Origin of the sequence: Amycolatopsis sp. WAC 01416, assembly GCF_003947485.1 — a bacterium.
Classification (GTDB): domain Bacteria; phylum Actinomycetota; class Actinomycetes; order Mycobacteriales; family Pseudonocardiaceae; genus Amycolatopsis.
Genome location: NZ_QHHX01000007.1, coordinates 25,505 through 51,906 on the forward strand (window position 1 = coordinate 25,505; position 26,402 = coordinate 51,906).

A 26,402-nucleotide genomic window follows, 5' to 3' on the forward strand; every position below is an offset into this window, starting at 1 on the left:
GATCCGCGCGACGCTGTCGGCATGAACATCGATCTGAAGACGGCGGCCACGTTCATGGCCACCCAGGCGCGGCTGCTGGACAGGCGGCGTTTCGAGGTCCTCTTCCGCGATGGCGACCCGGCGGCGGCGCTCGCCGCGCTGGAGGGGTACCGCAATCCCGACGGCGGCTACGGCCACGGGCTCGAACCCGACTGCCGCTCGGCGACCAGCCAGCCCGGTGGCGCGCTGCACGCTTTCGAAGTCTTCGCCGACATCGGCCCGGCGACCAGTCCGCGCGCGGCCGAACTCTGCGACTGGCTCGCCTCGATCTCCCTGCCCGACGGCGGGATCCCGTTCGCGTTGCCGATGCCGGATCCCTTCGGCAGCGCGCCGTTCTGGGCGAGCGCGGATCCGTCGGTCTCCTCGCTGCAGATCACCGCGATCGTCGCGGTCACCGCGCTGCGCGTCGCGGCGCACGATCCCGCGGTCGCCGCGCATCCCTGGCTCGCGAAGGCCACGCGCTACTGCATCGAGGAGATCGAGAAGCTTGACGAGGCGCCGCACGCGCTCGTGCTCGCCTTCGCGATGAAGCTGGTGGACGCGCTCGGCGACACGCGACTGGTCGGGAAACTCGGCCGGTTCGTCCCGGACGACGGCGTGCTCGCCGTCGGCGGCGGGATCGAGGGTGAGGCCATGCGCCCGCTCGACTTCGCGCCGGAACCCGGCAGCCTGGCGCGGAAGCTCTTCCGGTCCGACGTCGTCGAAGCGGACCTGCGGCGGGTGGCGGGCGGGCAGCACGACGACGGCGGCTGGCGGGTCGACTACACGAGCTATTCGCCCGCCGCCGCGCTGGAGTGGAACGGGATGTTCACCGTGGGCACGCTGGGGCTCCTGCGGGCCAACGGCCTGGTCTAGGGGAGACGGCGCAGGAACTCCGGCGGAACGGCGGCGGTGAGCCAGACGCCGTTCGCGCTCACCTGGAATTCGTGTCCGGCGGCGGACATCCGCCGTGCGTCCACGGCGAGCAGGACCGGGGCGCCGCGCCGCGCCCCGACGGTCCGCGCGGTGTCCACGGTCGCCGAGAGGTGCACGGCATGCCGCTTCATCGGCCGGAGTCCCTCGTACATGATCGCGTCGAGGAACCGGGAAACCGTGCCGTGATAGAGCACGTCCGGCGGGATGGCGGCGGGCAGCGCGAGGTCGACGGCGACGCTGTGCCCCTGGCTGGCGCGGATCCGCAGGCCGTCGTCATCGAAGGCGAAGCGTCGTTTGTCGTTGCCCTCGACCACTTCGTCGAGCTCGGCGCGGGTGAGGTTCAAGCCGTTGCGCCGCAAGGCGGCCAAGAGCGTGTCGACTTCGACCCAGCCGTCGGGGGTCAGGGTGATCCCGATGTCGCCGGGAGCGTGCCGAAGATGCCGTGAGAGCCGTTTCGAGGCTCGGATGAGGTGTTTCTTGTCCATTTCGCGTCCCAGTGACGCATATCCGGCCCCCGCGTGGCAACGGAATTCAGATGCCGCCCTCGGAGGCCGGGCGCAGTTTCCCCGCGCCGGGGCCGAATCGGGACATCTGGTCGTCGGCGTTGTACAGCCCGCAGCTGCGCAGGGAAAGGCACCCACAGCCGACGCAACCGGTCAGCCTGTCGCGCAGGCGCTGCAAAGCGTCGATCCGCGCGTCGAGTTCGTCCTGCCATCCTCGCGAGAGGCGGGCCCAGTCGGCTTTGGTGGGGGCGTGGTCCCTGGGTAGGGTCTCCAGTGCCGCGCTGATGTCGTCCAGGCTGAGGCCGACCCGCTGCGCGGCACGGATGAAGGCGATCCGGCGCAGTACCGAACGCGGATACCGTCGTTGGTTGCCCGCCGAACGCTCCGAGCTGATCAGCCCTTTGTCCTCGTAGAAACGCAAAGCCGTATGGGGCACGCCGCTGCGGTCGGCGACCTGCCCGATGCTCAGGTGTTCAGCCAGTCTCGTCACGTCGCCAGGCTAGCCTTGACTTCGACCTAAGTCGAGGTTGCAACCTCGGTTCATGACCACTGACACCAAGACCGGCTACGAGGATCTGCCGAGGCTGATCTCGTTGATGACCGGGGACGAGAAGCACCAGGCGGCCGCGGAGTCCACTGTGGACGTCTTGTGGGTGCTCTACGACCGTGTGCTCGACATCACCCCGGAGACCCTCCGTGACCCGGGCCGGGACCGCTTCCTGCTGTCGAAGGGGCACGGCCCGATGGCCTACTACGCCGTGCTGACGAAGAAGGGCTTCATCCGGGAGGACGAACTCGCCGACTGGACTTCGGCCGAGTCCCGGCTCGGCCACCATCCCGATCGGGCGCGGCTTCCCGGAGCCGAGATCTCCAGCGGTTCGCTCGGACACGGGCTCCCGCTGGCCATCGGTACCGTGTTCGGCCTGCGCGCCAAGGGATTCCGCGACGCCAAGGTCGTCACCCTCGTCGGCGACGCGGAACTCGACGAGGGCTCCAACGCCGAGGCCATCGCGATCGCGGGCCGCATCGGCATGCCACAGCTGACCGCCGTCGTCATCGACAACTCCTCGGCCACGCACGGCTGGCCCGGCGGGCTCGCGCGCCGGTTCGAGGTCGAGGGCTGGACCACCCGTACCGTCGACGGCCGCGATCACGAAGCGCTCTACGAAGCCTTCACCACACCCCATCCGGACCGGCCGCTCGCCGTGGTCGCGACCGTCGAGCGAAAGGCCTGAACCCGTGGACATGCGCGAAACGTTCCTCCACGCCACCGCCGAGGTCCTCGACACCGATCCGAACGTCGCTGTCGTGCTCGCCGACATCTCCGCGGCGCAACTCGCCTTCGCCGCCCGGAAACATCCCGACCGGGTGCTCAACGTCGGCATCCGCGAACAGCTGATGATGAGCACCGCGGGCGGGCTGGCGCTGGCCGGGATGCGCCCGATCGTCCACACCTTCTCGTCCTTCCTCGTCGAGCGGGCGTTCGAACAGGTCAAACTGGACCTCGGGCATCAGGACGTCGGCGCCGTGCTTGTGTCCTCGGGCGCGTCCTACGACATGCCGACCGCCGGGCGGACGCATCAGGCGCCCGGCGACGTCGCCCTCATCGACACGCTGCCTGGCTGGACCGTGCACGTGCCGGGGCATCCCGAGGAAGCCCGGCGGCTGCTGCTCGAGTCCATCCCCGGCAACGGGCGGGTGTACCTCCGGCTTTCCGCGCAGGAGAACGAGAAACCGCATCTGGGCGCGGGCATGCAAACGCTGCGGGAAGGCGGCCGGGGTGTGGTGGTGGCCGTCGGGCCGATGCTCGACAGGGCACTGGAAGCGACCGCCGATCTCGACCTGACCGTGCTCTACACCTCGACCGTCCGGCCGTTCGACGCCGCCGGGCTGCGCTCGGCCGTCGAGGCCACGGGGAGCACCGACATCGTGCTGATCGAGCCGTACCTCGCGGGGACATCGGCGCACGCGGTGTCGGACGCTTTGCCCGAAACGTCGCATCGGCTGCTCTCACTCGGCGTCCGGCGCGACGCGGAGGTGCGGATCTACGGCGAAATGGCCGATCACGACCTCGCGCACGGCCTCGACGCCGGCTCGATCACCTTGTCCGTCAAGGAATTCCTCCGCTAGCGTCAGCAGGATGACGAAGATCCGCGCGCTCGCGCTCGGGGTGATCCGCCGCGGCGAAGACCTTCTCGTGTTCGAAGGCCGCGACCACGCCAAAGGCGAGACCTACCACCGCCCGCTCGGCGGCGGGATCGAGTTCGGGGAGACCGCCGCCGAGGCGCTGCACCGCGAATTCCAGGAGGAACTCGCGGCGGAGCTGACCTCGGTCGAGCAGATCGCCGTGCTGGAGAACGTGCACGTCTACGAAGGCAGGCCAGGGCACGAGATCGTGTTCCTGTTCACCGCCGACTTGACGGACAAGGCGTTCTACGAGCGCGACGAAGTCGGCGTGGTGCTCGACGACGGCGCGCGCGTGCACTGGCTGCCGATGGCCGACGTGGCGAGCGGCAAGGCGATCCTGTACCCGGCCGGACTCGCGGAACTCCTCTGAACAGGCGCGGAGGTCAGCGGAAGGCGGCGAGCCCGGTGACCGACTGGCCGAGCGAGAGCGCGTGCATCTCTTCGGTGCCCTCGTAGGTCAGCACGGTTTCGAGGTTCGACATATGCCGCATCACCGGGTACTCCAGCGAGATCCCGTTGGCGCCGAGCATGGCGCGCGCGGTCCTCGCGACCTCCAAGGCGGAGCGGACGTTGGCGAGCTTGCCGAAGCTGACGTGGTTGTGGTGCAGCGTGCCGGCGTCCTTGAGCCGCCCGATCCGCAGCGCGACCAGTCCGGCGCGGTTGACCTCGACGACGAGGTCGGCGAGCTTGCGCTGGGTGAGCTGGAACCCGGCCAGCGGCTTGCCGAACTGTTCCCGGCTCAGCGTGTACTCCAGCGCGGATTCGTAGCAGGAACGAGCGGCGCCGACGACACCGAACAGGATCCCGTAGCGCGCTTCGTTCAGACAGGACAGCGGCCCGCGCAGCCCCCGGACCTCGGGGAACGCCGCCGACTCCGGCAGGCGGACGCCGTCGAGCACGAGCTCCGCGGTCAGCGAGGCCCGCAACGACAGCTTGTGCTTGACCTCGTTCGCGGTGAAGCCCGGCGTGTCCGTGGGGACGACGAAACCGCGCACGCCTTCGTCGGTCTGCGCCCAGACGACCGCGACGTCGGCCACGGTCCCGTTGGTGATCCACATCTTCGTACCGCTCAGCATCCAGTCCGAGCCGTCGCGCACGGCGCGCGTCCGCATGCTGCCGGGGTCGCTGCCCGCGTCCGGCTCGGTCAGGCCGAAGCAGCCGAGCGCCTCGCCCGCGGCCATCCGCGGCAGCCATTCCTGCCTGTGCTCCTCGGTGCCCCATTTGTGGATCGCGTACATCGCCAGCGAACCCTGCACCGAGACGAAGCTGCGCAGCCCGGAGTCGACGGCCTCCAGTTCGCGGCAGGCGATGCCGTAGGCGACGGCGCTGGTCCCGGCGCAGCCGTAACCCTCCAGATGCATGCCGAGCAGCCCGAGCTGCCCGAATCCCTTGGCGAGGTCGGCGGCGGGCAGGGCGCCCGTCTCGTACCACTCGGCGACGTTCGGCAAGAGCTGGTCCTGCGCGTAGGCGCGCACGGCGTCACGCATGGCCCGGTCCTCGGCGGAGAGCTCGGCGTCGAGATCGAGGAAGTCGCGCGGATCCGGGCTGCTGCTCATGCGGTCACTCCTGGTCGGCTCGGTGGGGCGTCTTCTCAAAAAGAAAACCACACACCTGACCGGAGTCGAGTGTCAGCGATCCCGCCATCCGGTGGTCTTCGTCACCTGAACCGATGCGGTGACCGTCCGGGTGGGGGCGGAGCGCCGCTTCTGCGCCGGGATCAGCAGCTCCGCGAAGGTAGGAAAAGGCACACTTTCGATGTCTTCGCGCCAAGCGCGAAGCAGGCAGGTCAGGTCGTCGGCGTCCTGCATCGTTCCTCCATCCGTGCAGGGCGGTCCAGCGCCGACCCTTCACTCGGAGTCGCTATTACCCAGAAGAGTGAAGGTCGAAACGGGGAATCCGCGGAAAAACCGGTCCGCTAACCTGGACGGGTGGCTAATCCTCGCGTGGTGATCCTGGACTACGGGTCCGGCAACCTCCGGTCCGCCGAACGCGCCGTCCAGCGCGCCGGCGCCGACGTCGAGGTCACCGCCGACCCCCATGCCGCGCTCGAGGCCGACGGCCTGGTCGTTCCCGGTGTCGGCGCCTTCTCCGCCTGCATGGAGGGGCTTCGCTCGGTGTCGGGGGAGAAGATCATCGGCAAGCGCCTCGCCGGCGGCCGTCCGGTGCTGGGCATCTGCGTCGGCATGCAGATCCTGTTCGAACGCGGGGTCGAACACGGCGTCGAGGCCGAGGGTGCCGGTGAGTGGCCGGGCACGGTCGACAAACTGGAGGCCGACGTCCTGCCGCATATGGGCTGGAACACCGTCCGCGCCCCGGAGGACTCGCAACTGTTCGCCGGTCTCGACGCGGACACGCGCTTCTACTTCGTGCACTCCTACGCCGCGCGGACCTGGGAACTGGACTCCGGCCTCGCCGGGCAGCAACCCAAGGTGACCTGGGCGAACCACGGTCAGGACTTCGTCGCCGCGGTCGAGAACGGGCCGCTGTGGGCGACGCAGTTCCACCCGGAGAAGTCCGGGGACGCCGGGGCGCACCTGCTGCGCAACTGGCTGAACGCCCTCGCTTAGAGTGGGCGCGTGACTTTCACGCTCCTTCCCGCCGTTGATGTGGCCGATGGCCAGGCCGTGCGACTCGTCCAGGGCGAGGCCGGCACCGAAACCTCCTATGGCAGCCCGCTGGAGGCGGCGCTCGCCTGGCAGCGTGACGGTGCGGAGTGGATCCATCTGGTGGACCTCGACGCCGCCTTCGGCAAGGGCTCCAACCGTGAACTGCTCGCCGACGTCGTGGCGAAGCTGGACGTCCAGGTGGAGCTGTCCGGGGGCATCCGCGACGACGCCTCGCTGGAGGCCGCGCTGGCCACCGGCGCCCGCCGGGTCAACCTCGGCACCGCGGCGCTCGAGGACCCGGAGTGGACCGCGAAGGTCGTCTCCTCCTACGGCGACCGCGTCGCCATCGGGCTGGACGTGCGGATCACCGAGGCCGGGCACCGGCTGTCCGCCCGCGGCTGGACGCAGGACGGCGGCGACCTCTGGGAGGTCCTCGACCGGCTCGACCGCGACGGCGCGCAGCGCTACGTCGTCACCGACGTGAGCAAGGACGGCACCCTCCAGGGCCCGAACATCGACCTGCTCCGCGAAGTCGCCGCCCGCACCGACGCGCCGGTCATCGCCTCCGGCGGCGTGTCCAGTGTGGACGATCTCCGCGCGCTGGCCGCGCTGGCCCGCGACGGTGTCGAGGGCTCCATCGTCGGCAAGGCGCTCTACGCCGGCGCCTTCACGCTGCCCGAGGCGCTCGCCGCCGTCGCGGAGTTCTGAGCTTTACCTCCCGGGTAATCGACGCCACCCGCTCGTTCGGTCAGGATTCCTTCCAAGACACCAAACCTGGAGGGAATCATGACCGCCTACGGACTCGCCCACCTGCGCCCCGCCGCCGTGCTGGCCGAAGAGGTCTTCGAGTACATGGAACGGATCCAGGCCACGCTCGATCCTTTCGGCGGCCGGTTCCTCGTGCACGGAGCCGAGGTGCAGGTCGTCGAGGGGGAGTGGCCCGGGGCGTTGGTGATGATCGAGTTCCCGAGCCTCGACGCCGCTCGGGAGTGGTACGACTCGCCCGCGTACCGGGAGATCCTGCACCTGCGCGCGGACCACATCCCCGGCGACCTGATCCTGGTGGAGGGGTGCGGACCGGACCACGACTCGGCGGCGATGGCGGCGGGACTGCGGGCGTTGCAGGCGCAGGCCTCGTGAGCCACAACGATGCCGCGTGAAGGCCCCCTTCCCTCGACCCAGCCGAGGAAACTCGACCTTCACACCTTCCCCACGTACGTGAAGGGCCCCTTTGAGGCGTTGAAGGTCTCAAAGGGGCCCTTCACGACACAAGAGCTCGACGCCAGGCCCATCGAAAGACCGAAGGAGCCGTCCTTACCACTCACGAAACCGAGGTCATTCCGCCAGCTTGATCGCGATTCCCACGGTCCGGTCCTTCGGCCCCCGCAGCCTGCTGAAGAACATCGTCACCCGCCCGGTGATGCCGTACTTGCGTGCGATCACCTTGCGCACGCGTTCGGTTTCGTCGAGGTCCAGCAGCCGCGCCTCGCCCGGGACGATGTCGCCGTGGGTGTTGTTGCCGCGGAAGTCGCAGGCCTGGATCTCGACGCGGCCACTGTTGCGGATGCGCTTGACCTTGCCCGCTTTCCGCTCGGACCAGAGCACCAGTTCGCCGCTGTCGCCCGCCGCCCAGACCGGGGTCGGTACCGGGGTGCCGTTCTTGCGGAAGGTGGTCAGGACGACGTACTTCTCGGCGGCGATCCGCTCGAACTCCGATCCCATGCGGGAAGTCTAGGGCGTCCGGCGTCGCAACGTCGCCGCGCCGAGGACCAGCGCGGCCAGGGCGCACGCCCCGACGATGATCAGGTTCCGGATCAGCGTCGCGTCCACGGTGCCCGAGGTGGTGACCCGCGTCAGCGCTTCGACGGCGTACGAAAGCGGCATGACGTCCGAGAGCCAGTTCAGCAGCCGGCCCATCTGGCCGCGCGGCACGAACAGTCCGCACAGCAGGATCTGCGGCAGGACGAACAGCGGCATGAACTGCACCGCCTGGAATTCCGTCCGCGCGAACGCGCTCACGAACAGGCCGAGCGCCATCCCGAGGAGCGCGTCGAGGACGGCGATGAGCAGCAGCATCCCGATCGACCCCGCGATGTCGAGGCCCAGCCAGGCGAGCGAGATCCCGGCCGCGAGGCCGACTTGGACGATCGCGATCGAACCGAACGCGATCGCGTAGCCGAAAAGCAGGTCCAGCCTGCCGATCGGCAGAGTCATCAGCCGTTCCAGGGTGGCCGTGGTGCGCTCGCGCAGGGTGGTGATCGAGGTGATCAGGAACATGATCAGGAACGGGAAGACGCCGAGCAGCGCCGGGGCGACGCGGCTGAACACCGCTTCGGAGTTGAAGACGAACCGCAGCAGCACCATCAGCAGCGACGGGACGACGATCAACATCGCGACGGTGCGCGGATCGTGCCGTAGCTGCAGGAGGATGCGGCGGGCCGTGGCGAGCGTCAGCGTGGGGCTCACGAGGTCATCTCCGTCTCCCGGACGAGCCGCAGGAACGCCTGCTCCAGATCGGTCGTCCTGGTGCGTTCGCGCAGGCCGGCCGGGGTGTCGTCGGCGAGGATCCGGCCTTCGCGCATGAGCAGCAGACGGTCGCATCGCGCCGCCTCGTCCATGACGTGGCTGGACACGAGAAGTGTCGCCCCGCCGTCGGCGAGACGGCGGAAGAGCGCCCAGAGTTCGTCGCGGAGCACGGGATCGAGGCCGACGGTGGGTTCGTCGAGGACGAGCAGTTCGGGTTTCCCGAGCAGTGCGACGGCGAGGTTGGCGCGGTTGTGCTGGCCGCCCGACAGTGAGCCGACCAGCTTGCCCGCGTGGTCGGCCAGTCCGACTTCGGCGATCACCCTGTCCACATCGGACATCGGCGCGCGAAGGACGGATGCGAAGTAGCGCAACGCTTCCGCGATGGTGAGGTCGGCGTAGATGGCCGGGTTCTGGGTGGCGTAGCCGATGAGCCGCCGTAGCGGCGGGCTGCCCGCGGGATGGCCGAGCACGGTGACCTCGCCGCCGTCGACGATCTGCACGCCGACGATCGAACGCATCAGCGTCGTCTTGCCGCAGCCGCTCGGCCCCAGTAAGCCGGTGATGCGGCCACGCGGCGTCTGGAACGCGATGTCCTTGACGACCTCGCGGCCGCCGCGGACGACCCTCAGTCCCGTCACGGAGATCGCTGAATTAGCCATGTGATTAATTCTGCGCCCGTTGAGAAGCGCGAGTCAAGGGGCGCGTGTTTCAGGACTGCCTGACGGCGATGCCCGGGTAGTCGACGACGAGCAGGTGTTCGTCGTAGCGCAGTACGCAGGAGAAATCGAAAACCGGTGCCGTATAGGCGAATTCGCGGTCGGCGATCCGCTCGTAGCGCTGTTCGAGCCGTTCCACGGCGAGGTCGTCCGCCCGGACGTACACGGCGGGTGCCTCGGCGGCGGCGTGCGGCGCGAGGCCGAGCCGGTGCACCGGCAGCGTGTTCGTCATCGACGAGGACTCGAGGTCCACGTCGAAACAGCCGTCGAGACGTGGGTCCGGGACGCCGTCCACCCGCCATCGCCCGTCGCCGCCGGATTCGAGCACCGTGCGCCGGCTGCCGGTCGCCGACCGGCCCGAGATCTCGGCTCGCCGGGTGTGCCAAGCGGTGTCGACGGCGATCGAGTACTCGACGAACCAGGATTTCCCGTCCTCGACCGCCGTCGTCGCCCCGCCGATTCTCCAGCCGCCTTCGTGTCCCTGGAAGAACGAGACCTCGAAGCCGGTCCTCGAATCCCGGTGCAGCCAGCTCGCCGCCGCGGGAAGGCTCACGGCACCAGGACGAGCTTGCCCCGGACGTGCCCCGCTTCGCTCTCGTCCTGGGCCGCGGCCGCTTCGGCGAGCGGGTAGACCCTGGCGATCGGCAGGTCGAGCTTGCCTTCGGCGGCCAGCGCTGCCCCTTCGTCCAGCGCGCCGGGGACCTGCTCGGCCGGGGAACCGGAGGTGAAGCGGACGCCGTGGTCGGCCGCGTCCGGCGCGGCGATGGTGACGACGCGCTTCGGGCCGCCGGTCAGTTCGACGAGGGTGGCGAGCGAGCCGCGTCCGGAGGCGTCGAGGGACGCGTCGATGCCCTGTGGCGCGACGTCGCGTACGCGTTCTGCGAGCCCTTCGCCGTACTGCACCGGGACGGCGCCCAGCGAACGCAGGTAGTCGTGGTTCGCTTCGCTCGCGGTGCCGACGACAGTGAGCCCGCGCGCGACCGCGAGCTGGACGGCGATGGTGCCGACACCGCCCGCCGCGCCGTCGATGAGCAGCGTCTCGCCCTCCTGGAGATCCAGCAGGTTGAGGGCGCGATAAGCGGTACCGACGACCACGGGCAACGCCGCGGCGAGTTCCCAGGACAGCGCCTCCGGCTTGCGGGTCAGGCCCGCCGGATCCGCGAGGACGTACTCCGCGTACCCGCCGATACCCCTGCCGAGGACCTCGTCACCGGCCGCGAAATCGGAAACCCCCTCGCCGACCGCGTCGATCACGCCCGAGATGTCCCCGCCGGGGACGGCGGGGAACTTCGCGGGATACAACTCGGCCATCAGCCCTGACCGGATCTTCCAGTCCATCGGGTTCACGCCCGCGGCCCGGACGGCGACCCTGACCTGGCCGGGGCCGGGTTCGGGAAGCTCACGTTCGAGGACGCGCAGGACCCCGGAGTCGCCGTATTCGGTGAACGCGATGGAGCGGTAGGTGTCCGTCATGCCGTCGACAACCGCCGCCCGCCCGTCACTATTCCGGCGGCTTCCCGAACCAGCTGTAGTCGCCGGGGATGATCTGCAGGCCCTCGGCGATGTCGGCCAGCGTGGCCCGGTCCCGTTTGCCCGACACGGTGAGCCAGCGCCCGCCTTCGACCTGGAGGGCAACCGTTTCGTCCAGTTGCTCGAGCCGCCCGTTCCGCGCGGGGAGGGCGAAACCGTCGAGGCCCCGGATCTTGAGCGGCACGGGCGCGGCGTCGCCCACGTCCGGTCGTTCGCCGCCGAGCCTCGCCGTGACGATCGCCGGAGCGGTGGGCTGCCCGGCACGGGTGGCTTCGAGTTCGGTGATGCCACCGTCGACCATCATGGGCAGGTTCACCCCGGACAGCTCCAGATCGGCGGGCAACCTGCCGAACCGCAGTTCGCCCGAAACCCGGGCACGGCCGTCCCTGACCATCTCGTCCGCGATCCGCTGACCGACGCCGCGTGGGTCCCGCACATCGTGCAGGGTCAGGTTCAGCACGTACGCGTTGTCGGGTGACCAGGTCAGCATCGTCGCGTCGCCGTCGACCTCCGAGACCATGCCGACCCGGCCGTGCACGATGATCTGGTTCGGGGCGGGGGCGATCGTCCACGGCCCGCGCCGCTCGTCCAGCGGAGTGGTGGTCAGCTTGATCTGGCCTGCCTCGCCGCCGTTCCACATCCTGGTCTGAGGCGCGGGATAGGGCTTCGCGGAGCGGCTCATCTCCGTGAAACCGCCGGGCAGCCAACCCGGTCTGTACGGCAGCACCGACCAGTCCGCGTCGCGCGGCGAGGCGGGTGTGACCGCGGTGTAGGCCCGCAGGCTCAACGGCACGCCGAGCGCGATGATCGCGACCGCGGCCGCGACCAGTGCCAAGGCCATCTTCGGCCTGCTTCGCGGCCGTTGGGCCAGCACCTCGCGGATCTCGGCCCCGTCGGGCGCCCGCGCCGCCAGCTGTTCGAGGCTCTCCCGGACCAGATCTTCGGTGCGTTCTTCACTCAGTCGGGTCATTTGCGGGCTCCCGTGGGCTGAACGGACGAGGACGGACCGGTTTCCCGCAGCGTCGCGAGCGCGCGCGAAATCTGGCTGCGCACGGTCGACGTCGTGCAGCGGAGTACCGCGCCGATCTCCTCGTCGGAATAGTTCTCGTAGTAGCGGAGCACGATCGCGGCGCGTTGTTTGCGCGGGAGCTTCGCGAGCCTGTCCAGCATCGCGTCGCGTTCGTCGTACATGACGGCGTGATCGGAGACCGGCGGGCTGACGAGGTCGAGGACCTCGGGTGACGACGGCACCACCCGGCGGACCGCCAGCCGCCTCCGCCACGAGAGGTACTCGTTGGTCACCATCCGGCGGACGTACGTCGGCGGCGAGTCGATCTTCGGCCAGCGTTGCTGGGCGCGCAGCAGTACCTCCTGCACGATGTCCTGCGCCAGGTACGGATCGTCGGTCAGGACGGTCGCGTAGCGCAGGAGCCCGTCCAGGCGATCCGCGACGAACTCGTCGAAGGTCGCAGGCACATGTCCCCCTCAGCCGGTGGTCTCCCTCTAGTGACGCGCGAGACCACCTGGCTGATGCATCGGGGGCCGAACTTTCTCGGCGCCGGGGGTCAGGTAGTACTGCGCGACCGGCGCCAGCATCGCGACGACCTCATCCTCCGACGCGGCGACCAGCGGCGGGAGCCCGATGACGTAACGCAGCAGCGCGAAGCCGATCATCTGCGAGGCGATCCCGGCGACCCGGACTTTCGGCACGCCGCGCGCCTCGGCGACCCGCGCGAGCACCGCCCGCTCCAGGAACTGCCGCATCATGGTCGCGACCTGTTCGTTGGTGGTCGCGGACCGGATCATCGCCAGGAACGGCGCGCGGCCCTCCGGCGCCTGCCAGAGGCCGAGGAACGCGCGGACGAGACGCTCACCGATCTCGTCTTCGGGGCCGTCGAGGATCCGGGGGACCAGTTCGCCGGGGTCGACCGGCAGGTTCATCGACGCGGCGAAGAGCCGTTGCTTGGTACCGAAGAAGTGGTGCAGCAGCGCCGCGTTGACCCCGGCGTCGGCCGCGATGCCGCGGACGGTCGCCCCGTCGTAGCCCAGTTCGGCGAACCTGCGCCGTGCCGCGTCGAGGATCTCCTCCCGCGTCTCGGTCTGTCCCGGCCGCCGCCCCGCTTGTGCCATCCCGCGAGCTTAGAACGGCTCTTGACTACGCTTGTCCCCATGTCAGTCGCAGTCAGGGTCATCCCGTGTCTCGACGTCGACGCGGGCCGTGTGGTGAAGGGCGTCAACTTCGCCGACCTGCGCGACGCCGGCGACCCCGTCGAACTCGCCCGTCTGTACGACGCCGAGGGCGCGGACGAGCTCACGTTCCTCGACGTCACGGCGTCCTCCGGGGACCGTGAGACCACCTTCGACGTCGTCCGCCGGACCGCGGAGCAGGTGTTCATCCCGCTCACCGTCGGTGGCGGCGTGCGCACGAACGACGACGTCAACCGGCTGCTGCGCACCGGCGCGGACAAGGTGAGCATCAACACCGCCGCCATCGCGCGGCCGGAGTTCCTGCGCGAGGCGTCCCGCCGGTTCGGCGCGCAGTGCGTCGTGCTGTCGGTGGACGCGCGCCGGGTGCCCGAGGGCACCGAGCCGACACCGTCCGGATTCGAGGTGACCACGCACGGCGGGCGCCGCGGCACCGGGATCGACGCCGTCGAGTGGGCCGCGCGCGGGGAAGAACTGGGCGTCGGCGAGATCCTGCTCAACTCGATGGACGCCGACGGCACCAAGAACGGTTTCGATCTCGAACTCCTGCGCCAGGTGCGCCGCGCGGTCCGCGTCCCGGTGATCGCCAGCGGCGGCGCCGGCGCGCTCGAGCACTTCCTGCCCGCCGTCGAGGCCGGTGCGGACGCGGTGCTCGCGGCCAGCGTGTTCCACTTCGGACAGTTGAAGATCGGCGAGGTCAAGGGCGCGCTGCGCGCCGGGGGAGTCGTGGTCCGGTGATGCCGACCAAGTGGAAGGCCGCCACCGAGGTCAAGGTCGTCTGCGCGCTGCTGATCGGGCTCGCTCTCGCCTACCTCGCGATGGCCGGGATCCTCATGTTCGCGCCGTACTCGTCCGCGCGGACGTTCCTGCTGCCGGGGACGTCGCTGGTCCTCGGCGGGCTCGTCGTGGCGGGGCTCGTGCTGAGGATGTCTTCGGCGCGGTTCGCCGGTTTCGGCGTCAGCTTCCTGTTCGCGTTGCTGCACGCGCTTTCCATGCTGGCGGCGGAGCTCTCCTGGGTGAAGATAGTGTCCGGGATCCTCTTCGCCGGTTACGTCTACTCGGCGGTCCTGCTCAACTCGATGCCGGTGAAACGGCACCTTCTCGGAGCCACGAATGACGCTTGACCCCGCCCTCTCCGACCGCTTGAAGCGCAACGCCGACGGGCTGATCGCCGCCGTCGTCGTCGAACACTCCACATCGGACGTGCTGATGCTGGCGTGGATGAACGACGAGGCGCTGGAACGCACTCTCACGACGCGGCGCGGAACCTACTACTCGCGCAGCCGCAACGAACTGTGGGCCAAGGGCGAGACCTCCGGCCACATCCAGCACGTGCGCGAGGTGCGGATCGACTGCGACGGCGATACCGTCCTCCTGCGCGTCGACCAGACCGGCCCGGCCTGTCACACCGGCACGCACACCTGCTTCGACACCGACGAACGGCTGCTGCTGGCCGACGAGAGCGAGTAGAGGCCGTCGCGCTGATCGCGGGCCGACCTCCTGCTCACTTGCACGCTTCGCGCGGCCTTTCGGTTGCCTCTTTCTGCAGTGGTCATGGTCGCGCTTTCCGAGTTGGTGAATGCCGCTTTCCTGGCCATACACTCGGCAGATGGAACTGGGGCGTGAAGAAGACGACCGCCGTGACCGAACCGGTTTGAGACGGTGGCGCGGATCGCGCTCCCACGGAGTGACGCTGTGGTCCTCCTCTTCGGCCACGTCCGGCGAGGTGGACGCCGAAGAGGCGTTCCCGGTCCGAGATCCGTTCACCGCGCTGCAGGCGCGGTCGGCTCGTGCCGCCGCGGTCGGTTTCGCCGGAGTCGTTCTGCTCGGTGTCGGAGTCTTCGTGCAGAGTCTGCTCCCCGTTCTCACTGATGAGGCGTACACGATCTTCGATTTCCCCAGCGTGTTGGCGCTCCTCGCCGGCGGGAGTTCGATCGTGTACGCCTTTTGTTCCTTGATCATCTGGCGAAGTCGGTATCGGGCTGTGCGGTCGACGGGGTGGAGAGACGGCATGGGGACCGTCGCGGGCCTGGCCGGCGGCCTTTACCTGGTGGCCGCACTGCCCGACGGAGCCAGGGCCCTATTACAGGTCCGCACTTCGCCGAAACGGGTGGCCGAGTACCAGGGCCTCGCCGCGAAACCGATCAAGGTCGGCGGTTCCGGGAACCGGTTGATCGTGCTGCTGCCAGCCGGCTACTGGGACTACAAGGATCGCGTGATCCGGGTCTTGGCCGTCCGGGGCGGCGCTTCCGGGCCCTGATGACTCGCACGCTCGGCCGAGGTCCGCGGTTGCCTCGATGCGACAGTGAACTCGTTATCCGGGAAAGCCGCTGTTCCCGGCTATTCTCACCGGATGAAACCGGGGGCAGGGAAGAGAAGATCGGTCAAGGGCGACCGCCCGAGAAGACGCCCGCGCGTCGCCGGGCGGCCTCGGTCCACTTCGGACGATGATGTCGCCGAAGACTTCGCCGCGCCGACGATCCACGACGACGTGGCCGTCCCCCTGATCGGGAAACTGTCGCACTTCAAGGTGCGCGCGCTGGCGTTCACCGTGCTGTGGCTGGCTTTCTTCGTCGCCTGCCAGATGGGTACCGACCAGCTACGGCAGGAATCCGTGAAGCTGGCGAGTACCGGCATCCACGTGAAGGGCACGGTACAAAAGGTCGAGGGGTACACCGAACCGGACAGCGTCAAGATCACGCTCACCTATCCCGCCGGTTCGGAGCCGCGCACGATCGCGATGCCTGTCTCGGCGAAGCACGGGTACAAGATCGGGGACAAGGTCTCGTTGGCCTACGCGTCAGGGGATCCCAAGAAGGTCGTCGTGTTCGAAGGGCGGGTGGTCTTCAACAATCCGTTCGAGTTGCTGACGCCGCTGTCCTTCTCTGCCTTTTTGGGCATTCCGACTTGCCTGTACGCCGCCTGGCTCTGGCGGAGCCGGTATCGCTCGGCCTTGAAGACCGGCTTGCGCGAGGCCGCGGCGACCGTGCGGCCCGGCTGGCTGTTCCCCAAGATCGACGTCTATCTCGAGCACGACTACAAGCTGCTCCAGACACGACGGTCCCTGCGGATCGCGCCCCGATTCACGGGGCTCGAGAAGGTGCCCGTCTTCATCGGCGGCGAGGAAACGGACATGATCGTGATCTTCCCGCGCGGACGGTTCTTCAAGGACCGGCTCCACACCGTCCCCGCCAAGGAGATCGAGCCGGACACGGACTGATCGGTCCGCGAGTTCCGCCTCCGACTCACGCGTGACTGGATGGCCGACACGCGTGATCCGGCGGCCGGCACGCGCTCGGCAGGGCTCAGTCGATCTTCCCGGTCAGGTAGCGCTGCATCGTCGGCGCGATCGCGGTCACCAGCGGCTCGATCTCGCTCGAAGCCATCGGCTCGAACTTCGCGACGTACCGGACCATGCCCATGCCGACCAGCTGGGACGCGCACAGGGTCGTCCGCAGTTCGATGTCGCCCGAGCCGATGTCGCCGATCACCTTGGTGAAGAAGTTCTGGAAGAACCCGCGCAGCACCTGTGCCGCCTGCTCGTGTCCGGCGACGCTGCGGACGAGGGCCTGGAACACGTCGCCGCCCGCGCCGTCCCATCGGGTGAGGAAGGTCCGCACGATCCGCTGCCCGAACTCCTCGTCGGGGCCGTCGGTCAGTTCGGCGAGCAGTTCGCGCGGGTCGAAGGGGAGCTCCAGGATGGCTTGCCCGAAGAGGCCTTCCTTGCTGCCGAACCAGTGGTTGACCATCGCCGCGTCCACCCCGGCCCGGGTCGCGATCGCGCGTACGGTCGCGCCGTCGAAGCCGCTCTCCCCGAACACCACACGCGCCGCCTCGATCAGCGCGGTGCGGGTGTCCTGTCCGCCGGGCCGCCGTCCCCGGCGTCGAGCGGTAGTGTCTTCTCCAGCCATGGCGTCATCATGAACGGACCCGCCGCAAAATTCAACAATACTTGAATTTTGCCCCCGGTCCAGGACCCGCCGACCGTTGCAGCACAATGAGCGGCATGGTCAGCGCCGCAAACGCCAGCCCGTCGGGGCTCGGCTCGGTCAGCCCTTCGCGCGACGAGTTCCGCGCACTCGCCGAGGGCCGTCGCGTCATCCCCGTTGTCCGCCGCGTGCTCGCCGACGGTGAGACCCCCATCGGGGTCTACCGCAAGCTCGCCGCCGACCGGCCGGGGACGTTCCTCTTCGAATCGGCGGAGAACGGCGCTTCCTGGAGCCGATGGTCGTTCATCGGCGTCGACAGCCCCGCCGCGCTGACCGTGCGTGACGGCAAGGCGGTCTGGACGGGCACCCCGCCGGTCGGCCTGCCGACCGAAGGCGACCCGCTCACCGTGCTGCGCGAGACCGTCGCCGCGCTCCACACCGAGCAGCTGCCCGGGATGCCGCCGCTCACCGGCGGCATGGTCGGCTACATCGGCTATGACGCCGTCCGCTGGCTCGAACGGCTCCCCGAACTCGCCGAGCGCGACCTCGACATCCCCGAGCTCACCATGCTCCTGGCGACCGACCTGGCCGCCTTCGACCATCACGAGGGCACCGTCACGCTGATCGCCAACGCGGTCAACTGGGACGACTCGCCCGAGCGTGTCGACGCGGCGTACGACGACGCCGTCGCGCGTTTGAACGCGATGACCAAGCAGTTGCACGTCGCGGCCCCGGCCACAGCCGCCGTCTTCGACCGGCCCGCGCCCGAATTCACGCGCCGCCGCTCCAAGCCGGACTTCCACGCGGCCGTCGAGAAGGCCGTCGAGGCGATCAAGGCGGGCGAAGCGTTCCAAATCGTGCCGTCGCAACGATTCGAGATCGAGACCCAGGCCGACGCGCTCGACGTCTACCGCGTCCTGCGCACGTCCAATCCGAGCCCGTACATGTACCTGCTGCGCCTCGACGGGTTCGACATCGTCGGGTCCAGCCCGGAGTCGCTGGTCACCGTCCGGGACGGCCGGGCGACCACGCATCCGATCGCGGGCACCCGCTGGCGCGGCGCCGACCCGGAGGAGGACGCGCAGCTGGCCAAGGACCTGCTGGCGGATGAGAAGGAACGCGCCGAGCATCTGATGCTCGTCGATCTCGGCCGCAACGACCTCGGCAAGGTCTGCAAGCCCGGCACCGTGCGCGTCGTCGACTTCTTCGACGTCGAGCGCTACAGCCACGTCATGCACATCGTCTCCACGGTCACCGGCGAACTCCTCGACGACAAGACGGCCTTCGACGCGGTCACCGCCTGTTTCCCGGCAGGGACGCTCTCGGGCGCGCCGAAGGTCCGCGCGATGCAGCTGATCGAGGAGCTGGAGCCGACCCGCAGGGCGCTCTACGGCGGCGTCGTCGGGTATCTCGACTTCGCCGGGGATGCCGACACCGCGATCGCGATCCGTACCGCGCTGATGAAGGACGGCACCGCGTACGTCCAGGCGGGCGGGGGAGTCGTCGCGGACTCGGTGGCCGACTACGAGGACAACGAGTCGCTCAACAAGGCCCGCACCGTGCTCTCCGCCGTCGCGGCGGCGCAGACGATGATCGCCGCGGACGAACTCGACCCGGCGGGTGACAGCACTCGTGTCTGAGGCCCCGGAAGGCACCGTTCTGCCGTCGAAGAAGGCCAAGCGTCCACTGTGGATCGCCGTGGTGGGCCTGCTGCTGGGCGCGGTCGCGCTGTGGGGTTCTTCGCAGCTCGTGTGGTTCGCGGAGTTCCGCGACGGCGCCGTGCGCGGCACGGTGCTGTACACGGAAACCGGTTCACAACGTGCGGTCGCGCTGATTCCGCTCGCATTGCTGGCGCTCGCCGGCACGGCGGGGCTGATCGCCACCGGCGGCTGGCCACGCCGGGTGCTCGGAGTGGTACTCGCCGTGGCCGGTGTCGCCGCGGTGTGGATCGGCGTGGTGGGCGGTTCCTTCAGCGGATTCGCCGACGGCCTCCCGGTCGCCCAGCTGCTGGGAGCCCGCGGTCTCGCGATCCTGGGGGGAATTCTCGTGACGGCGGGCGGGTTGGCAGCCATCAAGGGCGCGGGCCGGATGCCTCGCCTCGGCGCGAAGTACTCGGCGCCGGGGGCGAAGAAGAAGGCCGCCAAGGATCCGGAGACCGAGCTGTGGGAGGCGCTGTCCGAAGGCGAAGATCCCACCGCGACCCGGTGATGGCCGCGGAAAACGCGAGTTTTCGAGATCTACGCCGCGAAAGATGACACGGTTGGCATTCGGAGCAACGGACATACCCGGAACCAGGCCGTATCCGTGCGGGGGTTAGCATCGTTTCGGCGGGAAGGGGAAGGTTTTTGTGAGCGACCTTGCGAAGGAATCCGTGAGTACGACGGCCGGTGAGGGACTCCGGTGAGCGTGCTCGAAGACATCGTCGCCGGCGTCCGTGCCGATCTCGCCGAGCGCGAGGCGGTTCTGCCGTTCGACGAACTGAAGAAGCGCGCGACCCAGGTCGCGCCCCCACGTGACGTGCTCGCGGCCCTGCGCGAGTCCGGTATCGGCGTCATCGCCGAGGTGAAGCGGCGCAGCCCGTCCAAGGGCGATCTGGCCGAGATCCCGGATCCGGCCGCGCTGGCGAAGGACTACGCCGACGGCGGCGCCCGGGTGATCAGCGTGCTGACCGAGCAGCGGCGGTTCGGCGGTTCGCTCGCCGACCTCGACGCGGTCCGCGCGGCGGTGGACATCCCGGTGCTGCGCAAGGACTTCATCGTCAGCCCGTACCAGGTCCACGAGGCGCGGCTGCACGGCGCGGACATGGTCCTGCTGATCGTGGCGGCGCTGGAGCAGAACGCCTTGATCGCGTTGCTGGACCGGGTGGAATCCCTCGGGATGACCGCGCTGGTCGAGATCCACAACGCCGAAGAGGCCGACAAGGCCCTCGAAGCCGGCGCGAAGGTGATCGGCGTCAACGCCCGCAACCTGCACACCCTCGAGGTCGATCGTGACGTCTTCTCGCGGCTGGCCCCCGGCCTGCCGATGGACGTCTTCAAGATCGCCGAGTCGGGTGTCCGCGGTCCCGGCGACCTGATGTCCTACGCGGGTCACGGCGCCGACGCCGTCCTCGTGGGCGAAGGGCTCGTCGCTTCGGGCGACCCGAAGGGCGCGCTGGTCAAGCTCGTCACCGCCGGATCGCACCCTGCCTGCCCGAGGCCTTCTCGATGACCACTGAGTACCACGAAGAACCCCACGGCAAGCACGATCCGGACGACCGGGGCTACTACGGCCCGTACGGCGGCCGGTTCATGCCAGAGGCTCTCATCGGCGTCGTCGACGAGGTCGCTGCCGAGTACGACAAGGCGCGGAACGACCCGGACTTCGTCAACGAGTTCCGGCGTCTGCTGCGTGATTACGCCGGTCGTCCGTCGCTGCTCACCGAGGCCAAGCGCTTCGGTGAGCACGCCGGCGGCGCCCGGATCTTCCTCAAGCGCGAGGATCTGAACCACACCGGTTCGCACAAGATCAACAACGTGCTCGGCCAGGCGCTGCTCACCAAGCGGATGGGCAAGAAGCGGGTCATCGCCGAGACCGGGGCCGGTCAGCACGGCGTGGCCACCGCCACCGCCTGCGCGCTGCTGGACCTGGAATGCATCGTCTACATGGGCGAGGTCGACACCGAGCGGCAGGCGCTGAACGTCGCCCGCATGAAGCTGCTCGGCGCCGAGGTCATCCCGGTGAAGACCGGTTCGCGCACGCTCAAGGACGCGATCAACGAGGCGCTGCGCGACTGGGTCGCCAACGCCGACACCACGCATTACCTGTTCGGCACTGCGGCGGGCCCGTACCCGTTCCCGATGATGGTGCGGAACTTCCACAAGATCATCGGCGAGGAGGCCCGCGTCCAGATCCTGGAGCAGGCCGGACGCCTGCCGGACGCCGTCGCGGCCTGCGTCGGCGGCGGATCCAACGCGATCGGCATCTTCCACGGCTTCATCGACGACCCGGCAGTCCGGCTCGTCGGCCTCGAGCCCGGCGGTGAGGGCATCGAGGGCAACCGCCACGGCGCCACCCTGACCAAGGGCACACCGGGCAGCCTGCACGGCGCGATGACGTACCTGCTGCAGGACGAAGACGGCCAGACCGTCGAGTCGCACTCGATCTCCGCGGGCCTCGACTACCCGGGCGTCGGCCCGGAGCACTCGTGGCTCAAGGACAGCGGCCGCGCCGAGTACCGGCCGGTGACCGACGCCGAGGCGATGGACGCCTTCAAGCTGCTTTCGCGCACCGAGGGCATCATCCCGGCGATCGAGTCGGCGCACGCGCTGGCGGGTGCGCTGGTGCTCGGCCGCGAACTCGGCCCCGAGGGCTTGATCATCGTGAACCTGTCCGGTCGTGGCGACAAGGACATGGACACGGCCGCGAAGTACTTCGGCCTGGTGGAGAACGCATGAGCGGGTTGTCCGAACTCTTCGCGGCGACGCGCGCGGAGGGGCGTGGAGCGCTGATCGGGTACCTCCCGGCGGGCTTCCCGACGGTCGACGGGTCGAAGGACCTGCTGGCCGCGGTGGTCGACGGCGGTGCCGACCTGGTCGAGGTGGGCGTGCCCTACTCGGACCCGGTCATGGACGGCCCGACCATCCAGGCCGCGTCGGTGAGCGCCCTTTCCGGCGGCTTCAAGCTCAAGCACCTGTTCGAGGTCGTCGAGTCGGTGTCGTCGCGCGGCGGCAAGGCCGTCGTGATGACGTACTGGAACCCGGTGCACCGCTACGGCGTCGACCGCTTCGCGCGGGACCTCGCCGCCGCGGGCGGGCTCGGCATGATCACCCCGGACCTGATCCCGGACGAGGCCGACGAGTGGATGGCCGCCTCCGAGCAGCATGGGCTGGACCGCATCTTCCTGGTCGCGCCGTCCTCCTCGGAGGAGCGGATCGCGAAGACCGTCGAGGCCGCTTCGGGCTTCGTGTACGCCACCGCGGTGATGGGCGTGACAGGCGCCCGTGACCAGGTCGGCGTGCACGCCGAGGACCTGGTCGCGCGGACTCGCGCGCATACGGACCTGCCGATCGGTGTCGGGCTCGGCGTCCGTTCCGGCGAGCAGGCGGCGCAGGTCGCCGGTTTCGCCGACGGTGTCATCGTCGGCTCGGCGCTGGTGACCGCCGCCGCGAGCGGACTGGACGCGGTTCGCGAGCTTTCGGCCGAACTGGCCGCGGGTGTACGGAAGACCGTCACCCCCGCTTAAGTCCTCACGGTCGTCGTGAGCGGCGATTCGGGTTCTCTTGAGGGGTGACGCAAAGGTGCCGGGTCGCGGGGATTCGCTCGCGGCCGTGGGACACCCGACGTTGCGAAAGCCACTTTCGCAACGTTGAACGTTGCGAAAGTGGCTTTCGCAACCCGCCACCTTTGCCTTACCCCTCAATAACCCGAATCGCCACTCACGACCGCCTGGACCGGCCGCTCACCGGAATTCCCCGGTTCAGTGCCGCCAGCGCTGCGCTGAGGTGATCTCCTCCGGGGTCGCGAGCGCGAACCGCTCGATCTCCGCCCGCCGCACGTCCACGAGCGTCGTCGCGAGCGGCGCGCCGAACGCGGCCGCCAGCTTCTTGTCCGCCTCGAAGGCCATGACGGCTTCCTCCAACCGCTGAGGCAGCCGCTCGATCCCGCGCGCGGCGCGTTCGGCCTCGGTCAGCGTTCCCGGATCGACGTCCACCGGCTCCGGCAGTGCCGCCTCCTCGTCGACGCCCGCCAGCCCGGCGAACAGCAGGGCGGCCGCCAGCAGATACGGATTCGCGGTCAGATCGAAGCATTTGATCTCGAGGTTCGCCGCCGAGTCCCGGTTCCCGGCGACCCCGCGCACGAGCCGCAGCGGTGTCTCCCGGTTTTCCAGTCCCCACGCGGTGTACACGCCCGCCCAGTGATGCGGCTCCAGCCTCAGATAGCTGACGACCGACGGTGCCCCGATCGCGAGCAGCGCGGGCAGCCGCCGCAGGATGCCCGCGCTGAACGACTCCGCGACCGGTGTCAGCCCGAAAACCCTTTCCCCGCCGGAGAAAAGGTTCCGTGCGCCGTCCAAGACGCTCAGATGCACGTGGCCGCCGTTGCCGACGCCGGCGGGCGCGAACTTCGGGGTGAAGGACGCCTTCAGCCCGTGCCGGTGGCTGAGCGCGCGGATCGTTTCCTTCGTCAGGACGGCGATGTCGGCCGCGCGTACCGGATCGGCCGCGGCGACGGACAGTTCGAACTGGCCGTCGGCGTATTCGGGGTGGATCTGTTCCACCCCGGCGCCCTGCTGGTCCAAAGTGGACACCAGGGCGCGGAGATAGTCCGCGTGCTCGGAAAGCCTCGCGTAGCCGTACGCCGGGCCCGCGGTGGCCGACGTCGGATCGTCCGTGGCGTCGGCGCCGGTGATCACCCATTCGATCTCGAAACTCATCCGTGCCCGATACCCGCGTGCGGCGAGCCGGTCCACCGCCGTCGTCAGCAGGGCACGAGGATCCTGCGGATGTGGCTCGCCCTCCTGGTCGAGTTTCGTCACCGGCGCCCAGGCCCAGCCGGGTTGCCCGGCGAGCACGGTCAGCGCGTCGAGGTCCGGATGCAGCCGCAGGTCACCGACCGGGCCGAGGGAAGGCTCACCGCCGATGATGACGTCGTCCGAGCCGAAGAAGTCGAAGGACTTCGAAGCGCCGACACCCCACGCGGCCGCCGACGGCAGTTTCCGCAACGGGACCGCCTTGACCCGCGCGATCCCGGCGTTGTCCACGAAGGTCAGCGCCACGAGTTCGACACCTCGCGACCGGAGCTCCGCGGTGAGGGCGGTCGCGCGGGCGGTCAGTGCTTCCCGGTTCACCATGGTTCCTCATCCTGGCCCCATTCCGGGCCCCTTGCCACGCCCGGATCCGGTCATAGGGTGGGGCCGCACTCGCCGACCACGAGAAGGGACGCGCTCATGCCGGGAACCCCGATCCTGCCGTTCGTCGCCCGGACGACGCTGGTGGACCACCACTGCCACGGCGTCGTCACCGGCGATCTCGGCCGGATCGAGTTCGAACAACTGCTCACCGAGGCCGACACCGTCTCGTCGCTGGGCACGACGTTGTTCGACTCGCTGATCGGGCTCGCGGTCCGGGCCCGCTGCGCGCCCGTGCTCGACCTGCCGCCGCACGTCCCGGCCGAGGTCTATCTGGCCCGCCGCGCCGAACTGGGCGCCACCGAGGTCAACGCGCGGTTCCTGCGCGCCACCGGCACGACCGAATTCCTGCTCGACGGCGGCTTCCTGCCGGACACGCTGACCACGACCGAGCAGTTCGCGGCCCTGTCCGGCGCCCGCGCGCGGGACATCGTCCGGCTCGAACAGGTCGCCGAAGCGGTGATCGGATCCACCACCGCGGCCGGATTCGCCTCGGCCTTCGCCGGGGAACTGGCGAAACGCGCCACGACGGCCGTCGGGTTCAAGTCCATTGCCGCCTACCGGGTCGGCCTCGACCTGTCGGGGGAGCGGCCGACGGACACCGAAGTCGCCGAAGCGGCCGGCCGCTGGCTCGCGCGGATCGAGGCGGGCGAACCGGTCCGGCTCGCGGACGAGGTGCTGCACCGGTTCCTGATCTGGACCGGCGTCGACCTGGCCCTGCCGATCCAGTTCCACGTGGGCTTCGGCGACTCCGATGTCGACCTGCACCGCTGCGATCCGCTGCTGCTCACCGGGCTGCTGCGGGCCACCCGGTCACGCGGGGTGCCGATCATGCTGCTGCACAACTATCCCTTCCACCGGAACGCCGCGTATCTGGCGCAGGTGTTCGAGCACGTGTTCATCGACGTGGGACTCGCGACGCACAACGCCGGTCATCGTGCGCCCGCGATCATCGCGGAGACAATGGAGATCGTGCCGTTCGGGAAGCTGCTGTTCTCCACGGACGCGTTCGGGCTGGCCGAGCTGTACCACCTCGGCACCGCGCTGTTCCGGCAGGGACTGTCGGATTTCCTGTACGCGGGGCTCACCGCGGACGTACTGTCCGAAGTGGACGCGCATCGGATAGCGGCGCTGGTGGGGCACCGCAACGCCGAACGGGTTTACGGGCTGGAGGGGACATGACGGAACTGGACGAACTGCAGGACCGCTGGGAGGCCGCCGTCGAGGCGGAGCTGCCCTCCGCGATCGAGCTGCGGCACCGGGTGCACGCCGATCCCCGCGCGTCGGGGGACGAAGAAGACACCGCACGGATGCTCGTCGAGGCGCTCGGTGCCGACGAAGGAGTCCGGGTCGCCAAGACCGGACGCGCGGTGCTGTTCCCGGGCACCGGGCCGGGACCGGCCGTGGCGCTGCGTACCGAACTGGACGCGCTGCCGGTCACCGAGCGCACCGGGGTCCCGTGGGCTTCGGAGACGCCGTTGATGCACGCGTGCGGGCACGACGTGCACATGGCCGCGCTCGTCGCCACTTGCCGCGCGGCGGCCGTCGTCGGGGTACCTCGGCCGCTGCTGGCGCTCCTGCAGCCGCGTGAGGAGACGTCGCCGTCCGGCGCGCTGGACATCGTCGAATCCGGCGTGCTCACCGAGTACGGCGTCGAGGCCGTCATCGGCGCGCACGTCCAGCCCCGGCTCGCGGCGGGAGTGGTGTCGGTGGTGCCGGGGCCGGTCAACGCCTCCACCGACGAGTTCGAGGTCGTCGTCCGCGGCCAGGGCGGGCACGCCGGATACCCGCACCTCCTGCGGGATCCGATCCTCGCGCTCAGCCAGATCGTGGTGAGCCTGCAGCAGCTCGCGAGCCGCCGGGTCGACCCGGTGTTCGGCGCGGTCTGCTCGGTCGGCCGGATCGCGGCGGGGGCGACCGCGAACGTCGTGCCGAACGAGGCCCGCCTGTCCGGTTCGCTGCGGCTGATGCGCACCGACGACCGCGATCTCGCGCTGGAGGGGCTCGCCGAGGTCGTCCACGGCACCGCGAAGGCACACGGTTGCCGGGCGGAGCTCGAAATCAGCCCGTGCGAACCCGTACTGCACAACGACGCCGGGCTCACCCAGCACGCGCACCGTCGGCTCGTCCGCGCCGGGGCGGGCGTCGACACCGATTTCCGGTCGTTCGGCGCCGACGACTTCGCGCACTACTGCGGGACGACGCGCGGGCTGATGATGTTCGTCGGCCTCGGCGACACCGCGGGCGCGCCGAGCCTGCACGACGAACTGTTCCTGCCGCCGGACACCGCGGTCGGCCACGTCGCGTCCGCGCTGATCGCGGGCTATTTGGCCGCCGTCGAGGGCTGACGCCCCCAA

Annotated in this window: 33 protein-coding genes; 19 read left to right on the top strand and 14 right to left on the bottom strand. The window is 69.6% G+C overall.

Features of this window, described 5'->3' with window-relative positions; translation table 11 throughout:
• Positions 1–21 precede the first annotated feature (21 nt).
• Positions 22–894 carry a hypothetical protein gene (locus DL990_RS23875; RefSeq protein WP_125789653.1) on the top strand — a complete coding sequence of 291 codons (873 nt, stop codon included), beginning with the start codon at positions 22–24 and terminating at the stop codon, positions 892–894.
• On the opposite strand, the gene DL990_RS23880 is transcribed toward DL990_RS23875, so the two are convergent.
• On the bottom strand, positions 891–1,439 hold the full coding sequence (locus DL990_RS23880; RefSeq protein ID WP_125799962.1) for an RNA 2'-phosphotransferase: 549 nt from the start codon (positions 1,437–1,439) through the stop codon (positions 891–893). The two genes, DL990_RS23875 and DL990_RS23880, sit on opposite strands and share 4 nt — an antisense overlap.
• A gap of 46 nt (positions 1,440–1,485) precedes the next feature.
• Entirely contained in the window at positions 1,486–1,947 is a 462-nt protein-coding gene (gene soxR, locus DL990_RS23885) for a redox-sensitive transcriptional activator SoxR (protein ID WP_125789651.1), read from the bottom strand.
• Positions 1,948–1,999: 52 nt separating this feature from the next.
• Between soxR and DL990_RS23890 the strand changes: the two genes are divergently transcribed.
• The 3 genes from DL990_RS23890 to DL990_RS23900 are packed head-to-tail and all read left to right on the top strand — an operon-like array spanning position 2,000 to position 4,014.
• Positions 2,000–2,692: a transketolase gene (locus DL990_RS23890; RefSeq protein ID WP_125789650.1), complete on the top strand. Its 693-nt coding sequence runs from the start codon at positions 2,000–2,002 to the stop codon at positions 2,690–2,692.
• A 4-nt stretch (positions 2,693–2,696) separates the two neighbouring features.
• Entirely contained in the window at positions 2,697–3,587 is an 891-nt protein-coding gene (locus DL990_RS23895; RefSeq protein ID WP_125799963.1) for a transketolase family protein, read from the top strand.
• Positions 3,588–3,597: 10 nt separating this feature from the next.
• The gene (locus DL990_RS23900; protein WP_125789648.1) at positions 3,598–4,014 is read left to right on the top strand and encodes an NUDIX hydrolase; all 417 of its coding nucleotides are present in this window, start codon (positions 3,598–3,600) and stop codon (positions 4,012–4,014) included.
• Positions 4,015–4,027: 13 nt separating this feature from the next.
• Here the strand turns inward: DL990_RS23900 and DL990_RS23905 are convergent, their stop codons facing one another.
• Both DL990_RS23905 and DL990_RS23910 read right to left on the bottom strand, forming a co-directional pair.
• The gene (locus tag DL990_RS23905; protein WP_125799964.1) at positions 4,028–5,200 is read right to left on the bottom strand and encodes an acyl-CoA dehydrogenase family protein; all 1,173 of its coding nucleotides are present in this window, start codon (positions 5,198–5,200) and stop codon (positions 4,028–4,030) included.
• A gap of 72 nt (positions 5,201–5,272) precedes the next feature.
• Positions 5,273–5,452 (bottom strand): hypothetical protein, encoded by a 180-nt coding sequence (locus tag DL990_RS23910; protein WP_125789646.1) that lies wholly within the window; start codon positions 5,450–5,452, stop codon positions 5,273–5,275.
• 135 nt (positions 5,453–5,587) lie between these two features.
• Here DL990_RS23910 and hisH point away from each other — a divergent pair, with 135 nt between their 5' ends.
• From hisH to DL990_RS23925, 3 genes are all read left to right on the top strand, one after another.
• Positions 5,588–6,211, top strand: a complete 624-nt coding sequence (gene hisH, locus DL990_RS23915) for an imidazole glycerol phosphate synthase subunit HisH (protein WP_125789679.1) — start codon at positions 5,588–5,590, stop codon at positions 6,209–6,211.
• 9 nt (positions 6,212–6,220) lie between these two features.
• The gene (gene priA / locus DL990_RS23920; protein WP_007029948.1) at positions 6,221–6,958 is read left to right on the top strand and encodes a bifunctional 1-(5-phosphoribosyl)-5-((5-phosphoribosylamino)methylideneamino)imidazole-4-carboxamide isomerase/phosphoribosylanthranilate isomerase PriA; all 738 of its coding nucleotides are present in this window, start codon (positions 6,221–6,223) and stop codon (positions 6,956–6,958) included.
• A gap of 78 nt (positions 6,959–7,036) precedes the next feature.
• A complete protein-coding gene (locus DL990_RS23925; protein WP_125789645.1) occupies positions 7,037–7,390 on the top strand; it encodes a DUF1330 domain-containing protein in 354 nt (117 codons plus the stop codon).
• A 195-nt stretch (positions 7,391–7,585) separates the two neighbouring features.
• Here DL990_RS23925 and DL990_RS23930 read toward each other — a convergent pair whose 3' ends face one another.
• The 8 genes from DL990_RS23930 to DL990_RS23965 are packed head-to-tail and all read right to left on the bottom strand — an operon-like array spanning position 7,586 to position 13,152.
• On the bottom strand, positions 7,586–7,972 hold the full coding sequence (locus DL990_RS23930) for a PPOX class F420-dependent oxidoreductase (protein WP_125799965.1): 387 nt from the start codon (positions 7,970–7,972) through the stop codon (positions 7,586–7,588).
• A gap of 9 nt (positions 7,973–7,981) precedes the next feature.
• The gene (locus DL990_RS23935) at positions 7,982–8,716 is read right to left on the bottom strand and encodes an ABC transporter permease (protein WP_125799966.1); all 735 of its coding nucleotides are present in this window, start codon (positions 8,714–8,716) and stop codon (positions 7,982–7,984) included.
• Positions 8,713–9,435, bottom strand: a complete 723-nt coding sequence (locus tag DL990_RS23940) for an ABC transporter ATP-binding protein (RefSeq protein ID WP_125789642.1) — start codon at positions 9,433–9,435, stop codon at positions 8,713–8,715. Before DL990_RS23940 ends, DL990_RS23935 begins: the two co-directional genes overlap by 4 nt.
• A gap of 49 nt (positions 9,436–9,484) precedes the next feature.
• Positions 9,485–10,045, bottom strand: a complete 561-nt coding sequence (locus DL990_RS23945) for a putative glycolipid-binding domain-containing protein (RefSeq protein WP_125799967.1) — start codon at positions 10,043–10,045, stop codon at positions 9,485–9,487.
• Positions 10,042–10,965: an NADP-dependent oxidoreductase gene (locus tag DL990_RS23950; protein ID WP_125789640.1), complete on the bottom strand. Its 924-nt coding sequence runs from the start codon at positions 10,963–10,965 to the stop codon at positions 10,042–10,044. The genes DL990_RS23945 and DL990_RS23950 overlap by 4 nt, the downstream gene beginning before the upstream one ends.
• A 28-nt stretch (positions 10,966–10,993) precedes the next feature.
• Entirely contained in the window at positions 10,994–11,992 is a 999-nt protein-coding gene (locus tag DL990_RS23955) for a hypothetical protein (protein ID WP_125799968.1), read from the bottom strand.
• Positions 11,989–12,498, bottom strand: coding sequence for an RNA polymerase sigma factor (locus DL990_RS23960; RefSeq protein ID WP_125799969.1), 510 nt, complete (start codon positions 12,496–12,498; stop codon positions 11,989–11,991). The genes DL990_RS23955 and DL990_RS23960 overlap by 4 nt, the downstream gene beginning before the upstream one ends.
• Positions 12,499–12,525: 27 nt before the next feature.
• Complete coding sequence (locus DL990_RS23965) at positions 12,526–13,152, bottom strand: TetR family transcriptional regulator (protein ID WP_125789637.1); 627 nt, start codon at positions 13,150–13,152, stop codon at positions 12,526–12,528.
• 39 nt (positions 13,153–13,191) lie between these two features.
• Here DL990_RS23965 and hisF point away from each other — a divergent pair, with 39 nt between their 5' ends.
• The 5 genes from hisF to DL990_RS23990 all read left to right on the top strand — a co-directional run bounded on the left by hisF (position 13,192) and on the right by DL990_RS23990 (position 16,447).
• Positions 13,192–13,965 carry an imidazole glycerol phosphate synthase subunit HisF gene (gene hisF / locus DL990_RS23970; RefSeq protein WP_125789636.1) on the top strand — a complete coding sequence of 258 codons (774 nt, stop codon included), beginning with the start codon at positions 13,192–13,194 and terminating at the stop codon, positions 13,963–13,965.
• Entirely contained in the window at positions 13,962–14,351 is a 390-nt protein-coding gene (locus tag DL990_RS23975) for a hypothetical protein (protein ID WP_125789635.1), read from the top strand. The genes hisF and DL990_RS23975 overlap by 4 nt, the downstream gene beginning before the upstream one ends.
• Entirely contained in the window at positions 14,341–14,697 is a 357-nt protein-coding gene (gene hisI, locus DL990_RS23980; protein WP_125799970.1) for a phosphoribosyl-AMP cyclohydrolase, read from the top strand. The genes DL990_RS23975 and hisI overlap by 11 nt, the downstream gene beginning before the upstream one ends.
• Positions 14,698–14,836: 139 nt before the next feature.
• Positions 14,837–15,487, top strand: coding sequence for a hypothetical protein (locus DL990_RS23985; RefSeq protein ID WP_125799971.1), 651 nt, complete (start codon positions 14,837–14,839; stop codon positions 15,485–15,487).
• Between the two features lie 93 nt (positions 15,488–15,580).
• On the top strand, positions 15,581–16,447 hold the full coding sequence (locus tag DL990_RS23990; RefSeq protein WP_125799972.1) for a DUF3592 domain-containing protein: 867 nt from the start codon (positions 15,581–15,583) through the stop codon (positions 16,445–16,447).
• An 85-nt stretch (positions 16,448–16,532) separates the two neighbouring features.
• On the opposite strand, the gene DL990_RS23995 is transcribed toward DL990_RS23990, so the two are convergent.
• The gene (locus DL990_RS23995; protein WP_125789631.1) at positions 16,533–17,138 is read right to left on the bottom strand and encodes a TetR family transcriptional regulator; all 606 of its coding nucleotides are present in this window, start codon (positions 17,136–17,138) and stop codon (positions 16,533–16,535) included.
• Between the two features lie 95 nt (positions 17,139–17,233).
• On the opposite strand from DL990_RS23995, the gene DL990_RS24000 reads away from it, so the two are divergent.
• The 5 genes from DL990_RS24000 to trpA all read left to right on the top strand — a co-directional run bounded on the left by DL990_RS24000 (position 17,234) and on the right by trpA (position 22,380).
• Positions 17,234–18,796 carry an anthranilate synthase component I gene (locus DL990_RS24000; protein WP_125789630.1) on the top strand — a complete coding sequence of 521 codons (1,563 nt, stop codon included), beginning with the start codon at positions 17,234–17,236 and terminating at the stop codon, positions 18,794–18,796.
• A complete protein-coding gene (locus tag DL990_RS24005) occupies positions 18,789–19,364 on the top strand; it encodes a Trp biosynthesis-associated membrane protein (RefSeq protein WP_125799973.1) in 576 nt (191 codons plus the stop codon). Before DL990_RS24000 ends, DL990_RS24005 begins: the two co-directional genes overlap by 8 nt.
• Positions 19,365–19,556: 192 nt before the next feature.
• Positions 19,557–20,366, top strand: coding sequence for an indole-3-glycerol phosphate synthase TrpC (trpC, locus tag DL990_RS24010; protein ID WP_020630310.1), 810 nt, complete (start codon positions 19,557–19,559; stop codon positions 20,364–20,366).
• Positions 20,363–21,592: a tryptophan synthase subunit beta gene (gene trpB / locus DL990_RS24015; protein ID WP_125789628.1), complete on the top strand. Its 1,230-nt coding sequence runs from the start codon at positions 20,363–20,365 to the stop codon at positions 21,590–21,592. Before trpC ends, trpB begins: the two co-directional genes overlap by 4 nt.
• Complete coding sequence (trpA, locus tag DL990_RS24020; protein WP_125789627.1) at positions 21,589–22,380, top strand: tryptophan synthase subunit alpha; 792 nt, start codon at positions 21,589–21,591, stop codon at positions 22,378–22,380. Before trpB ends, trpA begins: the two co-directional genes overlap by 4 nt.
• 234 nt (positions 22,381–22,614) lie before the next feature.
• On the opposite strand, the gene DL990_RS24025 is transcribed toward trpA, so the two are convergent.
• On the bottom strand, positions 22,615–23,988 hold the full coding sequence (locus DL990_RS24025) for a glutamine synthetase family protein (protein WP_125799974.1): 1,374 nt from the start codon (positions 23,986–23,988) through the stop codon (positions 22,615–22,617).
• A gap of 96 nt (positions 23,989–24,084) precedes the next feature.
• On the opposite strand from DL990_RS24025, the gene DL990_RS24030 reads away from it, so the two are divergent.
• Both DL990_RS24030 and DL990_RS24035 read left to right on the top strand, forming a co-directional pair.
• Positions 24,085–25,227: an amidohydrolase family protein gene (locus DL990_RS24030; protein ID WP_125799975.1), complete on the top strand. Its 1,143-nt coding sequence runs from the start codon at positions 24,085–24,087 to the stop codon at positions 25,225–25,227.
• Positions 25,224–26,393 (top strand): M20 family metallopeptidase, encoded by a 1,170-nt coding sequence (locus DL990_RS24035; RefSeq protein ID WP_199746570.1) that lies wholly within the window; start codon positions 25,224–25,226, stop codon positions 26,391–26,393. The genes DL990_RS24030 and DL990_RS24035 overlap by 4 nt, the downstream gene beginning before the upstream one ends.
• Positions 26,394–26,402: the final 9 nt, after the last annotated feature.